Origin of the sequence: Streptomyces sp. NPDC001663, from assembly GCF_042893105.1 — a bacterium.
Classification (GTDB): Bacteria; Actinomycetota; Actinomycetes; order Streptomycetales; family Streptomycetaceae; genus Streptomyces.
Genome location: NZ_JBIAUR010000001.1, coordinates 582843 through 595563, shown reverse-complemented (window position 1 = coordinate 595563; position 12721 = coordinate 582843). Strand labels below are relative to the sequence as shown.

General features: G+C 71.0%; 13 protein-coding genes and 1 pseudogene. 8 read left to right on the top strand and 6 right to left on the bottom strand.

The features are described 5' to 3' along the window. The first annotated feature begins 153 nt into the window (after window positions 1-153). Both ACFY1L_RS02875 and ACFY1L_RS02870 read left to right on the top strand, forming a co-directional pair. Window positions 154-1101, top strand: a complete 948-nt coding sequence (locus tag ACFY1L_RS02875) for a multicopper oxidase domain-containing protein (protein ID WP_388817146.1) — start codon at window positions 154-156, stop codon at window positions 1099-1101. 67 nt (window positions 1102-1168) lie between these two features. Further along, window positions 1169-2206 carry a LacI family DNA-binding transcriptional regulator gene (locus tag ACFY1L_RS02870; RefSeq protein WP_388817143.1) on the top strand — a complete coding sequence of 346 codons (1038 nt, stop codon included), beginning with the start codon at window positions 1169-1171 and terminating at the stop codon, window positions 2204-2206. A gap of 18 nt (window positions 2207-2224) precedes the next feature. Here the strand turns inward: ACFY1L_RS02870 and ACFY1L_RS02865 are convergent, their stop codons facing one another. Next, window positions 2225-3010 carry a VOC family protein gene (locus ACFY1L_RS02865; protein ID WP_388817141.1) on the bottom strand — a complete coding sequence of 262 codons (786 nt, stop codon included), beginning with the start codon at window positions 3008-3010 and terminating at the stop codon, window positions 2225-2227. 225 nt (window positions 3011-3235) lie between these two features. On the opposite strand from ACFY1L_RS02865, the gene ACFY1L_RS02860 reads away from it, so the two are divergent. Next, window positions 3236-3481: a WhiB family transcriptional regulator gene (locus ACFY1L_RS02860; protein WP_388817138.1), complete on the top strand. Its 246-nt coding sequence runs from the start codon at window positions 3236-3238 to the stop codon at window positions 3479-3481. 127 nt (window positions 3482-3608) lie between these two features. Here the strand turns inward: ACFY1L_RS02860 and ACFY1L_RS02855 are convergent, their stop codons facing one another. From ACFY1L_RS02855 to ACFY1L_RS02845, 3 genes are all read right to left on the bottom strand, one after another. Further along, the gene (locus tag ACFY1L_RS02855; RefSeq protein WP_388817135.1) at window positions 3609-4583 is read right to left on the bottom strand and encodes an acyl-ACP desaturase; all 975 of its coding nucleotides are present in this window, start codon (window positions 4581-4583) and stop codon (window positions 3609-3611) included. Window positions 4584-4799: 216 nt separating this feature from the next. After that, complete coding sequence (gene ddaH / locus ACFY1L_RS02850; RefSeq protein WP_388817132.1) at window positions 4800-5576, bottom strand: dimethylargininase; 777 nt, start codon at window positions 5574-5576, stop codon at window positions 4800-4802. A gap of 128 nt (window positions 5577-5704) precedes the next feature. Then, window positions 5705-7318, bottom strand: coding sequence for an ABC-F family ATP-binding cassette domain-containing protein (locus ACFY1L_RS02845; protein WP_388817129.1), 1614 nt, complete (start codon window positions 7316-7318; stop codon window positions 5705-5707). Window positions 7319-7629: 311 nt separating this feature from the next. On the opposite strand from ACFY1L_RS02845, the gene ACFY1L_RS02840 reads away from it, so the two are divergent. Both ACFY1L_RS02840 and ACFY1L_RS02835 read left to right on the top strand, forming a co-directional pair. Beyond that, a complete protein-coding gene (locus ACFY1L_RS02840) occupies window positions 7630-8301 on the top strand; it encodes a GPP34 family phosphoprotein (protein ID WP_388817126.1) in 672 nt (223 codons plus the stop codon). Window positions 8302-8376: 75 nt separating this feature from the next. Next, entirely contained in the window at window positions 8377-9210 is an 834-nt protein-coding gene (locus ACFY1L_RS02835; protein ID WP_388817123.1) for an isocitrate lyase/phosphoenolpyruvate mutase family protein, read from the top strand. A 33-nt stretch (window positions 9211-9243) separates the two neighbouring features. Here ACFY1L_RS02835 and ACFY1L_RS02830 read toward each other — a convergent pair whose 3' ends face one another. Beyond that, window positions 9244-9657: an SsgA family sporulation/cell division regulator gene (locus tag ACFY1L_RS02830; RefSeq protein ID WP_388817120.1), complete on the bottom strand. Its 414-nt coding sequence runs from the start codon at window positions 9655-9657 to the stop codon at window positions 9244-9246. A 247-nt stretch (window positions 9658-9904) separates the two neighbouring features. Here ACFY1L_RS02830 and ACFY1L_RS02825 point away from each other — a divergent pair, with 247 nt between their 5' ends. Both ACFY1L_RS02825 and ACFY1L_RS02820 read left to right on the top strand, forming a co-directional pair. Beyond that, entirely contained in the window at window positions 9905-10981 is a 1077-nt protein-coding gene (locus ACFY1L_RS02825; protein WP_388817117.1) for a WD40/YVTN/BNR-like repeat-containing protein, read from the top strand. Window positions 10982-11037: 56 nt separating this feature from the next. Then, window positions 11038-11370, top strand: coding sequence for a plasmid stabilization protein (locus tag ACFY1L_RS02820; protein WP_388817115.1), 333 nt, complete (start codon window positions 11038-11040; stop codon window positions 11368-11370). Between the two features lie 7 nt (window positions 11371-11377). On the opposite strand, the gene ACFY1L_RS02815 is transcribed toward ACFY1L_RS02820, so the two are convergent. Further along, window positions 11378-11674, bottom strand: coding sequence for a YciI family protein (locus ACFY1L_RS02815; RefSeq protein WP_388817112.1), 297 nt, complete (start codon window positions 11672-11674; stop codon window positions 11378-11380). 48 nt (window positions 11675-11722) lie between these two features. Between ACFY1L_RS02815 and ACFY1L_RS02810 the strand changes: the two are divergent. Then, window positions 11723-12406, top strand: a pseudogene (locus ACFY1L_RS02810) (endonuclease V); the annotation flags it as partial. Window positions 12407-12721: the final 315 nt, after the last annotated feature.

Genomic DNA, 12721 nt, shown 5'->3' with positions numbered 1-12721 from the left:
GCTAGACCCCTTTGCGTGACTCGCCAATACCTATGACCGCAATGGCACAAACTTTGTCCTGTGTGTGGATAAACCGCCTCGAGGCCGGTACCGTCTCACAGGTTCATCACAGGTACGTCTCCGCAATTCCCGTATCGACGTGGGGAGTTCTGCATGGACAGACGCCGATTCGACCGGCGGCACGTGCTGTTGGGCGGTGCGGCCGTCGCGACATCGTTGTCCCTGGCGCCGGAGGCCGCGAGCGCGTCCGCTCCGGCGAGGACCGCGCCGGCCGGGGGAGAGGTCAAGCGCGTCAAGCTGTACGCCGAGAAGCTCGCCGACGGGCAGATGGGCTACGGCCTGGAGAAGGGCAAGGCCTCGATCCCGGGGCCGCTCATCGAGCTCAACGAGGGCGACACGCTGCACATCGAGTTCGAGAACACGATGGACGTGGCGGCGAGCCTGCACGTCCACGGGCTGGACTACGAAATCTCCAGCGACGGAACGAAGTTGAACAAGAGCGACGTCGAGCCCGGCGGCACCCGCACCTACACCTGGCGCACCCATGTTCCGGGCCGGCGGTCCGACGGCACCTGGCGGGCGGGCAGCGCCGGCTACTGGCACTACCACGACCATGCGGTCGGCACGGAGCACGGGACCGGCGGGATCAGGAAGGGCCTGTACGGTCCGGTGATCGTGCGCCGCAAGGGAGACGTACTGCCGGACACGACGTACACGATCGTCTTCAACGACATGTCGATCAACAACAGGCCGGCACACTCCGGGCCGAACTTCGAGGCCACGGTGGGCGATCGGGTCGAGTTCGTGATGATCACCCACGGCGAGTACTACCACACGTTCCACATGCACGGTCACCGCTGGGCAGACAGCCGCACGGGCATGCTGACCGGCCCCGACGACCCGAGCCAGGTGATCGACAACAAGATCGTGGGTCCGGCGGACTCCTTCGGCTTCCAGGTGCTCGCGGGGGAGGGCGTCGGGGCGGGCGCGTGGATGTACCACTGCCACGTCCAGAGCCACTCCGACATGGGGATGGTCGGGCTCTTCCTGGTGAAGAAGGCGGACGGCACGATTCCGGGGTACGAGCCGCACGAACACTGAGAGCGCTCTCTCCATGCTCGTCCGCCCGGGGCTATCCTGATCCGCACCCAGGCAGGAGGAGCCCCAAGTGACCGACACCGCACCGCGCCCCACACTGGAGGCCGTGGCTGCCCGGGCGGGCGTGTCCCGGGCCACCGTCTCCCGGGTGGTGAACGGCGGTGACGGGGTGCGTGAACCCCTCGTCGCACGGGTGCGGCGCGCGGTGGAGGAGCTCGGATACGTGCCGAACCAGGCGGCGCGCAGCCTGGTGACCAGGCGGCACGACGCCGTGGCCGTGGTCATCGCCGAACCGGAGACCCGGGTCTTCGCCGACCCCTTCTTCGCGCTGCAACTGCGGGGCATCAGCAAGGAGTTGACCGCCCACGACAACCAGCTCGTGCTGCTGCTCACCGAGGGCCGCGACGACCACGCCCGGGTCGGCCGCTATCTCGCCGGAGGCCATGTCGACGGCGCGCTCGTCTTCTCGCTGCACCTCGACGACCCGCTGCCCGGGCTGATCCAGCACGCCGGTGTGCCCACCGTGTTCGGCGGGCGGCCCGGCTGGAGCGACGGCCGCAGCGGTGTGGTGTACGTCGACAGCGACAACCGCGGCGGTGCCCGCGAGGCCGTGCGCCATCTCGTCGGGCTCGGCCGCACCCGTATCGCGCACATCTCCGGCCCCCTCGACCAGACGTCCGCGGCGGACCGGCTCGACGGCTTCCGGGACGTCATGGTCGACGCCGACCCGCGGCTGATCGTCGAGAGCGACTTCACGCCGGCGGGCGGTGAGCGGGCGATGCGGGAACTTCTCGGCCGCCGGCCCGACCTGGACGCCGTGTTCGCCGCCAACGACCTCACCGCCGCGGGTGCCCTGCGGGTGCTGCGCGAGCAGGGGCGGCGCGTGCCCGAGGACGTCGCCGTGATCGGCTTCGACGACATGCTGCCCGTCGCCGAACAGGCCGACCCGCCGCTCACGACCGTCCGTCAGGACATCGAGGAGATGGGCCGGCTGATGGCCCGCCTGCTGCTGCGCCGCCTCGACCGCCGCAACGCCGGCCCGGACGCCGGAGACGCACCGTCCAGTGTGGTCCTGCCGACCACGCTGGTACGGCGCGTCTCGGCGTGAGCGCCCCCCTGACACCCCTCAGGTCTGCGGCGGCGCGCTCTTGATGATGGCGAAGCGGGCGCCGTACGGGTCGGCCAGTTTCGCGAAGCGGCCTACTCCCTCGATGTCGGTGGCCGGGACGCGGACCGTGCCGCCCAGTTCCTGTGCCTTGGCGACCGTGGCGTCCGCGTCGGTGACCTCGAAGTACGGCAGCCAGTACGCGCTGTCCTCCGACGGGTCGTCGACCAGCGGGACGACGCCGCCGAACATGGAGTTCTCGTCGCCCCCGGCGGGGTTGAGCGTGGTGTACGTGCCACCCGGGAAGGGCACTGCCGCGGTCTCCAGGCCGAGCGTCTCGTGATAGAACCAGGCGGCCGCGGCGATGTCCGGTGTGTAGAGCTCCACCCAGGACAGGGAATTGGGTTCGTTCGCCACGTCGACGCCCTTGGTCCGCCCCGGCTGCCAGATGCCGAACGGCACGCTCGCCTTGTCGGCGAGGATCGCCATGTGTCCCTCGCCCATCACGTCCATGGGCTGCATGAGCACGCTGCCGTGCGCCTGCTCGGCCGCCTTGGCGGTGGCTTCGGCGTCCGCGCTCTGGAAGTACACGGTCCAGGACGGCGGGCCCTGCTCTGGCGTGGTCTGCATGCCGCCGGCCACGGTCTTCCCGTCCAGCTGGAAGAAGCCGTAGCCGCCGGCATCCGGTCCCGCCGACTGGAACCGCCAGCCGAAGAGACCGCCGTAGAAGGAGATGGCGCCGTCGATGTCGGATGTGCCGACGTCGATCCAGTTCGGCGCGCCGTTGACGAAACGGGTGGTGAGCATCGTTGCCCTCCTCGGAAGGGTCCCGTTGTCTGCACTGCCGAGTCTTGCACCGCCCACTGACAATCGCTGCCGGAGCGTCATGGGGGACTGGAGGGACCTTCTTCCGCGCGCCGCCGTGCGCCGCCGGGCGCGTGCACGTCACCATCAGGGTGGCCGGGGGCCCCGGGGAGCGGCGTTGATCGCGCGTTGATCGAACGTTTTTCGCCGCCCGGCACGATCTCGCCCATGCACATCGACACGATCACCCCGGCCGACCTCGCCTGGCAGGCTCAGGCGCTGTGCGCGCAGACCGGGGCGGACTTCTTCTTTCCCGAGCCGGGCAGCTCGGTGCGCGAGGCGAAGCGCATCTGCGGCCTGTGCGAGATGCGCCCCGCCTGCCTGGAGTACGCCATGCAGAACGACGAGCGCTTCGGCGTCTGGGGCGGCCTGTCGGAGAAGGAGCGGCTGGAACTCAGGCGGACTACGCACTGACGCGCAGCGCCCCACAGCGCGAGGAGCCGGCCCGGCAGCCCTCAGGCCGCCCATGGAGTGCCCGGTCAGGACCCTGCGGTGCCGCTGCCCCCGGCCGACCCCGTCACGGTCTCCTCGACGGCGTCCGTCAGGCTCCCGCCCGCGCCGCCATCCGCGCCTTGCGTGCCGCGAGCTTCTCGTCGAACTTCAGGGCCTCCGCGTCGAGGCCGCCCATGTACAGGCCGAGTTCGTCCTGGGCCTTCTGCCCCTCGGGGCCGAGGCCGTCGATCTCCATGACCTTCAGGAAGCGCAGGACCGGCTGCAGCACGTCGTCGTGGTGGATGCGCATGTTGTAGACCTCGCCGATCGCCATCTGCGCGGCGGCCCGCTCGAAGCCGGGCATGCCGTGGCCGGGCATCCGGAAGTTGACGATCACGTCGCGCACGGACTGCATGGTGAGGTCGGGCGCGAGCTCGAAGGCCGCCTTGAGGAGGTTGCGGTAGAAGACCATGTGCAGGTTCTCGTCGGTCGCGATGCGGGCCAGCATGCGGTCGCAGACCGGGTCGCCCGACTGGTGGCCGGTGTTGCGGTGCGAGACGCGGGTGGCGAGCTCCTGGAAGGCGACGTAGGCGACGGAGTGCAGCATCGAGTGGCGGTTGTCCGACTCGAAGCCCTCGCTCATGTGGGCCATGCGGAACTGCTCGAGCTTGTCCGGGTCCACCGCGCGCGAGGCGAGCAGGTAGTCCCGCATCACGATGCCGTGCCGGCCCTCCTCGGCGGTCCAGCGGTGCACCCAGGTGCCCCAGGCGCCGTCGCGGCCGAAGAGCGAGGCGATCTCGTGGTGGTAGCTCGGGAGGTTGTCCTCGGTGAGGAGGTTCACGACCAGGGCGATGCGGCCGAGCTCGGTGACCTTGGACTGCTCCTTGTCCCAGGCCTCGCCGTCCTCGAAGATACCGGGGAAGTTACGGCCGTCCGACCAGGGGACGTACTCGTGCGGCATCCAGTCCTTGGCGACCTTCAGATGCCGGTTGAGTTCCGTCTCGACCACTTCTTCCAGTGCGTACAGCAGCTTGGCGTCGGTCCAGACGGCGGGGCTACCGAGGTGCGGGGAAGTGATCGTCACGGGATCTCCAGGGGGACGAGCAACAGAAAGGGACAAACCGGCGAGCGGTGCCGGAACTTACGCAAGCGTAGGCTACGAAACCGTAGGTTACGTTGCCGTAGGTTAAGTAGTGCGTAAAGATCCCTGATCAGGCCACGTTTCCTGGGGCTTCCAAGGACATGCCGGAAGCCCCAGGACCCGCAGGTCCCGGGGCTGAAAGGGTGATCCGCTCGCTCGTCAGGCGTACAGATCCCTGAGGCGCACCGAGAGGCATGTCACACAACCCTCGAGCTTCTCGAACTCGCTGATGTCCACCACTACCACCTCGAAACCGAGGTCGGTCAGCAGCTCCGCCGACTTCGGGGCGCTCGCCGCCATCAGCAGCTTGCTGCCGCCCAGGAGCACCACGTGGGAGCCGGCCTCCTCGGGCACCGACAGGAAGCGCGGGAACAGCGAGGGCCGGTCCACCTTCGGGATGTGCCCGATCACGGTCCCGTCGGGCAGCGCGGTGACCGCCGACTTCAGGTGCAGCACCTTGCTGACGGGTACGGCGACGACCTGCGCCCCCAGCGGCTCGAAGGCGGCCCGCAGCTGCTGGACGCCGGCCGCGTTGGTACGCCCGCCCCGGCCGACGTAGATCGTGTCACCGACCTTCAGCACGTCGCCGCCGTCCAGGGTGCCCGGCTCCCAGATCCAGTTCACCGAGCAGCCGAGGCGGGCGACGGCCTCCTCGACGCCCACCGTCTCGTTGCGCCGGGAAGAGGCGCCGGGGCGGGTGATCAGGGCGACGTTCTTGTACATGACCACGGTGTCCTCGACGAACACCGAGTCGGGGCAGTCGTCCTCCGGATCGACCTCGACCGTCTCCCAGCCGTGCTCGCGCAACGCCTCGACGTACGCCTCCCACTGCTCGACCGCGAGCTCGGCGTCGACCTTCTCCCGCTCGATGTGGGTGACCAGCCCTTCGGCGAGGCGGGGGCTCGGGCGGCGGACGAGGGCCTTCTTGCTGGGCACGAGGGGGACTCCGAATCGAAGGGACGGCAGACCGGGCGCCCGTGAAACGACGCCCGGTCCGCCATCATGCAGCGCCGATCCACGACGACAAAACCCTCGTTGCCCAGCTGTGGCCCTCCTGAGATGCGCTACCCGATCTCCTCCGGGGCCGTTTCGCTCAGTTCGCCGTCCAGCAGCAGCCACCGTGTGATCCCGATCGACTCCAGGAACGGCAGGTCGTGACTGGCCACGATCAGCGCCCCCTCGTACGACTCCAGGGCCGTGGTCAGCTGCCGCACGCTCGCCATGTCCAGGTTGTTCGTGGGCTCGTCGAGCATGAGCAACTGCGGGGCCGGCTCGGCCAGCATCAGCGCGGCCAGGGCCGCCCGGAAGCGTTCGCCGCCGGACAGGGTCGCCGCCTTCTGGTCGGCGCGGGCGCCCCGGAACAGGAAGCGGGCCAGCCTCGCCCGGACCCGGTTGTTGGTGGCGCCCGGCGCGAACCGGGCCACGTTCTCGGCGACCGACAGCTCGCCGTCGAGCACGTCGAGCCGCTGCGGCAGGAAACGCATCGGCACGTGCGTGCGTGCCTCGCCCGACACCGGCGCCAGCTCTCCGGCGATGGTGCGCAACAGCGTCGTCTTGCCCGCGCCGTTGCGCCCGATCAGCGCGACCCGCTCCGGTCCGCGCAGATCCAGCCCGCCCGCCACGCGCGCGCCGTACGCGAGCTCCAGGTCCAGCAGGGTGAGTACCTCACGGCCCGGCGGTACGGCCGTGTACGGCAGGTCCACGCGGATCACGTCGTCGTCCCGTACGGCGTCCACCGCCTCGTCGAGCCGTTCCTTCGCCTCGCTGAGCCGCTCCTCGTGCATGATGCGGTGCTTGCCCGCGGACTCCTGCGCCGCACGCTTGCGTGCCCCCATGACGATCTTCGGCTCGCGCTTCTGGTCCCACATCTTCTGCCCGTACCGCTTGCGGCGGGCCAACTTCATCTGGGCGTCGGCCAGTTCGCGCTTCTGCTTCCTGAAGTCGGCCTCCGCGACCCGCACCATCCGCTCGGCCGCCTCCTGTTCGGTGGCGAGCGCCGCCTCATAGGCGGAGAAGTTGCCGCCGTACCAGGTGACCTCCCCGGAGTGCAGATCGGCGATCTGGTCGACGAGGTCCAGGAGTTCGCGGTCGTGGCTGACCACGACCATCACTCCCGGCCAGGACTCGACGGCCGCGTACAGCCGCCTGCGTGCGTACAGGTCGAGGTTGTTCGTCGGCTCGTCCAGGAGCAGCACGTCCGGGCGGCGCAGCAGCAGTGCGGCGAGCCGCAGCAGCACCGACTCGCCGCCCGAGACCTCGCCGATGGTGCGGTCCAACTCGATGTGCCCGAGCCCGAGTTCACCGAGTGTGGCAAGGGCGCGTTCTTCCACGTCCCAGTCGTCGCCGACCGTCTCGAAGTGCTCCTCGGCCACGTCGCCCGCCTCGATGGCGTGCAGCGCGGCCCGCTGCGCGGCGATGCCGAGCGCCTCGTCGACGCGCAGCTGGGTGTCGAGCGTGACGTTCTGCGGGAGGTAGCCGACCTCGCCCGCGACGCGGACGGTGCCGTCGGCCGGGGCGAGCTCCCCGGCGATCAGCTTCAACAGGGTCGACTTCCCCGAGCCGTTGACGCCGACCAGCCCGGTCCTGCCGGGGCCGAAGGCGACATCGAGGCCCTCGAAGACGGCGGTGCCGTCGGGCCAGGTGAACGACAGGGACGTACAAGTGATGGAAGTAGACATGCGGGCCTCGCGGTTGCTCGATGCGGAAGGGGGCAAACGCGTATCGAGACACCGGCAACCAAAGGCGGAGAGGAGAGCCCTGGGGCAGCAGGCGGGGCACGAGAAAGGCCCTGCTCCGTCGGGACGGCTCGAATGCCGAGGTCGCACGCAGCGCACACACCTCATGTGTGTGACGCGGTGTCTCAGGACCTCAGACGAGCAACGTCCTTCTCCGATCGACGGCAACAGAACCGCTGTACACCGTAGGAAGCGGCTCGGGGCCTGTCAACGAATTAACGTGATCCCCGACCTCACCGTACGAAGGAGGCCTCGTGCCCAACGGCTCGCTCTCCCTGCCCGCCCGGCTCTACCTGCTTGCCTGGGACACGAACAGGACCGAGGTCACCGGCGCCGCCCGCCTCCCTCATCTGGTGCGGGCCGGCGCCCTCACCGAACTGGCCCAGCGCGGCCTGCTCGTGGACGAGGACGGCATCGCCACGCCCGCCGACATGGACTCCCTCACCGGGGACACCGCCCTCGACGGGCTGCTGGAGCTGGTCCGCGAGTCGCGGCCGCACCGGTGGCGGACCTGGGTGACGCTGCACGCGCGCGTGACCCTGGACGCGGTACGGGAGCAGCTGACCGCAGCGGGCTACCTGCGCGCGGAGAAGAAGCGGGTGCTCGGCGTCTTCCCGAGCGTGGAGCACGTACTGGAGCAGGGTGCCCTCGTGGACGCGCTTCAGGAGGAGGCACGGCGGGTCCTCGAGGGGCCGGTGCCGGTCTCGGAGGTCTCAGACCGGGACGCGGCCGTGGTCGCCCTCGCCGCCGCGGCGGAGCTGCGCACCGTGCTGCCCGGCAAGGACCGCAAACGCCACAAGGCACGCGTGGATGCACTGACCGAGCGCAGCGGGGCGGCGGCCCCGGCGCTGCGGAAGGTCGTCACCGAGGTGCACACGGCGCTGATCGCCGCGGTGACGACGGTGGCCGTGACGGCGGGCGACTGAGGCTGCTCTGGCGCTTGACGTACATGTCGGATTCCTGCCAGCTCCCGCCCCGCTGCGGCTGCTTGAGTGAGCCGCATGACGACCGAGAAACCTCTGCGCGACCGTGCCCTGGCCTTCCGCTCCCTGCACGTCCCGGGCAGGCCGCTCGTCCTGCCGAACGCGTGGGACACCACCAGCGCCCGCCTGATCGAGGACGCGGGCGCCGCCGCGGTCGCCACCACCAGTGCGGGCCTCGCCTGGGCCCTCGGCTCGGCGGACGGCGACCGACTGGACCGCGACCGCGCCCTGGCCGCCGTCGCGGACATCGCCGCCGCGGTCGACGTGCCCGTCAGCGCGGACATCGAGAGCGGTTATGCGCGGGACGCGGCGGGCGTCGCCGACACTATTCGCGCGGTACTCGCGGCGGGCGCGGTCGGCGTGAACATCGAGGACGCGCTGTACGAGGCCGGGACGGGCCCGTTGCGTTCCGTCGCCGAACAGGCCGAACGCATCGCCGCCGCCCGCGAGGCCGCCGACGCGGAGGGCATACCGCTGTTCATCAACGCCCGGATCGACACGTTCCTCAGGGGCGCGGGGGAAGTGGACCTCACTCTGGAACGGGCCGCCGCCTTCCGCACCGCGGGCGCCGACGGGATTTTCGTCCCCGGTGCCGTCGAACCGGGAACACTCGAACTCCTCGTCGACGGAATCGACGGCCCGCTGAACGTGCTGGCAGGGCCCGGCGCCCCGCCGGTCGCCGAACTGTCCGCGCTCGGCGTCGCGCGCGTGAGCGCCGGTTCAGCCATCGCACAGGCAGCGCACGCCCTGGTCCACCGCGCCGCACGGGAGCTACTGCAGGCGGGAACGTACGAGACGCTGTCCGACGGCCTCGACTACGGAGAGCTCAACAAACTGCTGGCGTTGCGCTGACCAGGCCTGAAGGGGCGCACCCCCTTGGGAACGCTAGGCGTCCCGCATGAGCTCCGCCAGGTCATGATCAAGGTCCAGCTGCAGATGCTCCAACCCGACGGGCACGAGGTCGCTCGTCGCGCCGAGGAACCGGCGTATGTCCTTCGAGTGGACGTGCACGACGGCGGTGCCCTCGGGGGCATGAAACTCCAGGACGGTGCGGTCGTAGCCGTACGGCCGCACCCTTACGTCGCCGTGACCCTCGGGCCCCTCCAGGCCGGCCAGGAGGAGGTCGCGCGCGAACGTCCAGCAGACCTCCACGCCCTCCAGGGTTGCCGGAGCGGGGAAGGTCATGCGGACCGCGAACGGATCGCTGCGGTCGTAGTGCAGCTTCGCCGGGATGCTCGGCATACGCGGCGCGGCGGCGACGAGGCGGGCCTCCACGGGCTGCTCGATGACGGTGGACAACGCCTGCTCCCTTGTGACGGCTGGACGGGCTTCGGGTGAATCGGGCGGGGCACTGCTAGAGACGCCGGAATCAGCCAATCCGTGCACCCGAAATTCGAGTGACCTCCGTCACCGCGTTCATGCACGGGAGTGACGAGGCCCACCTCCCGTGTCCCGACGGGCAGTTGTGGCGATCCCGCCATCTGGACGGCGTACAACGCGTCGGCTAGCTTCGCCCGCCATGAGGCGTATGGGGAACACGCGACGAATGAGACGTACGTTTCGCACGGTGGCCGCGGGGGCGGTGTGCTCGGCGGCGCTGGCCGCCCTGACCGCCGTACCGGCGCAGGCGCACGAGCCGGAGCACCGGGCGCCGCACTGGGAACTGAAGGACACCGGCGCGAGCGCGGTTCGCTTCCGGGGGCTGTCGGCCGTGAGCCGGGACACCGCATGGGTGGCCGGCACCCAGGGCACCGTGCTGCGCACCACCGACGGCGGGGCGAGCTGGCGGAACGTCTCGCCGCCCGGCGCCACCGATCTGCAGTTCCGGGACATCGAGGCGTTCGACGCGCGGCGCGCGGTGGTGCTGGCCATCGGCGAGGGCGAGGCCTCCCGCGTGTACCGCACCGACGACGGCGGCGAGACCTGGACCGAGTCCTTCCGCAACACCGACGCGAAGGCCTTCTACGACTGCCTCACCTTCTTCGACCGCCGCCACGGCCTGGCGATGAGCGACCCGGTGGACGGCAAGTTCCGCATCCTGTCGACCAGTGACGGCGGCCGCTCCTGGAAGGTCCTCCCGAGCGACGGGATGCCGGCCGCCCTGGACGGCGAGGCGGGCTTCGCGGCGAGCGGACAGTGCCTGGTCGCCTCCGGCCCGTCGGACGTCTGGCTGGCCACCGGCGGCGGTGCACGCGCGCGCGTGCTGCACTCCCGCGACCGCGGGCTCACCTGGACGGCCGCCGACACGCCGATCCCGGCGGGCGACCCCGCCAAGGGCGTCTTCGCGCTCGCCTTCCGCGACCGCACCCACGGCCTCGCGGTCGGCGGCGACTACCGCCCCGACCAGGCCTCACCGCAGGCCGCGGCGGTCACCGGCGACGGCGGCCGCACCTGGCGGCCCGCCGCCGAGCCGCCGCCCGCCTACCGCTCCGGCGCCGCGTGGCTCCCGCACAGCCGCACCGTCGCGCTCGCGGTCGGCCCCACCGGCACCGACCTGACCACCGACGGCGGCCGCACCTGGCAGACCGTCGACACGGGCTCGTACGACACCGTGGACTGCACGGCGGACCTGGGCTGCTGGGCGGCGGGGGAGCAGGGGCGGGTGGCTCGCCTGGAGCTGTGACGCATGGGGCTCGATTGCGGGTACTCGGTCGCTGACTGCGAGAGGAGTGAGCGAACATGCCGCGTGGTTCGAGCCCCAAGCGGGAACGCCAGTACGAGCACATCAAGGAGAGCGCGCAGGACCGGGGAGAGAGCAAGAAGCGCGCCGAGGAGATCGCCGCGCGGACGGTGAACAAGGAGCGCGCCCGGTCCGGCGAGTCCAGGTCCGCCAGCCGTAGCTCCACGAAGGACATGTCGTCCGGCAAGCGCGGCGGTCAGCGGTCCGGCCGGGGCTCCCAGGGCCCGACCCGCGACCAGCTGTACAACGAGGCCAGGCAGCGCGGCATCGAAGGCCGTTCGAACATGAACAAGGACCAGCTGCAGCGCGCCCTGGCCGGCAAGAAGAGCTGACGCCGGGTCAGTCGAGCGTCTCGCGGTACGGCTCCAGGACCGGTGCCGTCTTCACGGCGACGAACTCGGTGATGCGGTACGTGCACACGCCGCCGGTCGAGAAGGGGTCGCCGGCGGCGATCTCCGCCACGCGCGCGGGGTCCTCCGCGACGGCCAGGATCACCCCGCCGTCGCGGGGGTTCTTGCGCCCGGCGGCGAGGAACACGCCCTTCGCGAACTGCTCGTCGAGCCACGCCCGGTGGGCGTCCAGCAGCGCGTCGACGGCCTCGAGCGGGGCGGTGTAGGTGAGCTCCAGCACGAACATGATCGCGAGCCTACGCCGTCGGTACGGGGCCGTACGCTCGTCCCCATCATGACGACCGTACGCATCCCCGCGGGCTGGCCCGCGACCGAGGAAGAGGCCCGCACCGTCCAGGACGAGCTGCGCGGACGCGTGGTGCTCGACGAGCCGGGACCGCCGCCCGGCACGGGCCATGTCACCGGTGTCGACGTGGCCTACGACGACGAGCGGGACGTCGTCGCGGCCGCGGCGGTCGTCCTGGACGCGGCGACCCTCGAGGTCGTCGCCGAGGCCACGGCCGTCGGCCGGATCTCCTTCCCCTACGTCCCCGGCCTGCTCGCCTTCCGCGAGATCCCCACGGTCCTCGCCGCCCTCGACGCCCTGCCCTGCCCGCCGGGCCTGGTCGTCTGCGACGGCTACGGCCTGGCCCACCCGCGCCGCTTCGGCCTCGCCAGCCACCTCGGTGTCCTCACGGGCCTGCCCACGATCGGCGTCGCCAAGAACCCCTTCACCTTCACGTACGACGACCCGGCCGCCCCGCGCGGCAGCACGTCACCGCTCCTCGCGGGTACCGAACAGGTCGGCCGCGCCCTGCGCACCCGCGAGGCCGTCAAGCCGGTCTTCGTCTCCGTCGGCCACCGCACGGACCTCGACAACGCCTGCGCCCATGTACTGGCCCTGACCCCGAAGTACCGCCTCCCGGAAACGACCCGCAGGGCGGACGCGCTGTGCCGTAAGGCGTTGCGGGAGGCGACTGCGCCGAGACAGCCGCTCGCCGACCTGGCGGCGGCCGACCGCACCCGATCGTGGGGACGCACCGTGTTCGAGCGTCAGCCCGACCCGGTCACCTGGGCGGGCCGCGTGCTCGAGGCGGCGGCCGACCGACCGGGCCGGACACCGGAGATCGAGGCCGCGTTGGAGCTGGCGGCCGACCGGGACCGGTGGAGCCGCGGACGCGAAGTGTTCGAGCTGGTCCGCGGAGGCCGGGCGGAGGAGCAACTCCCGCAGGAGCAACGGATCCTGTTCCGCCTCGCTGAGCTGGTGGGCAAGGTCGCTCACAACGCGGCCGGG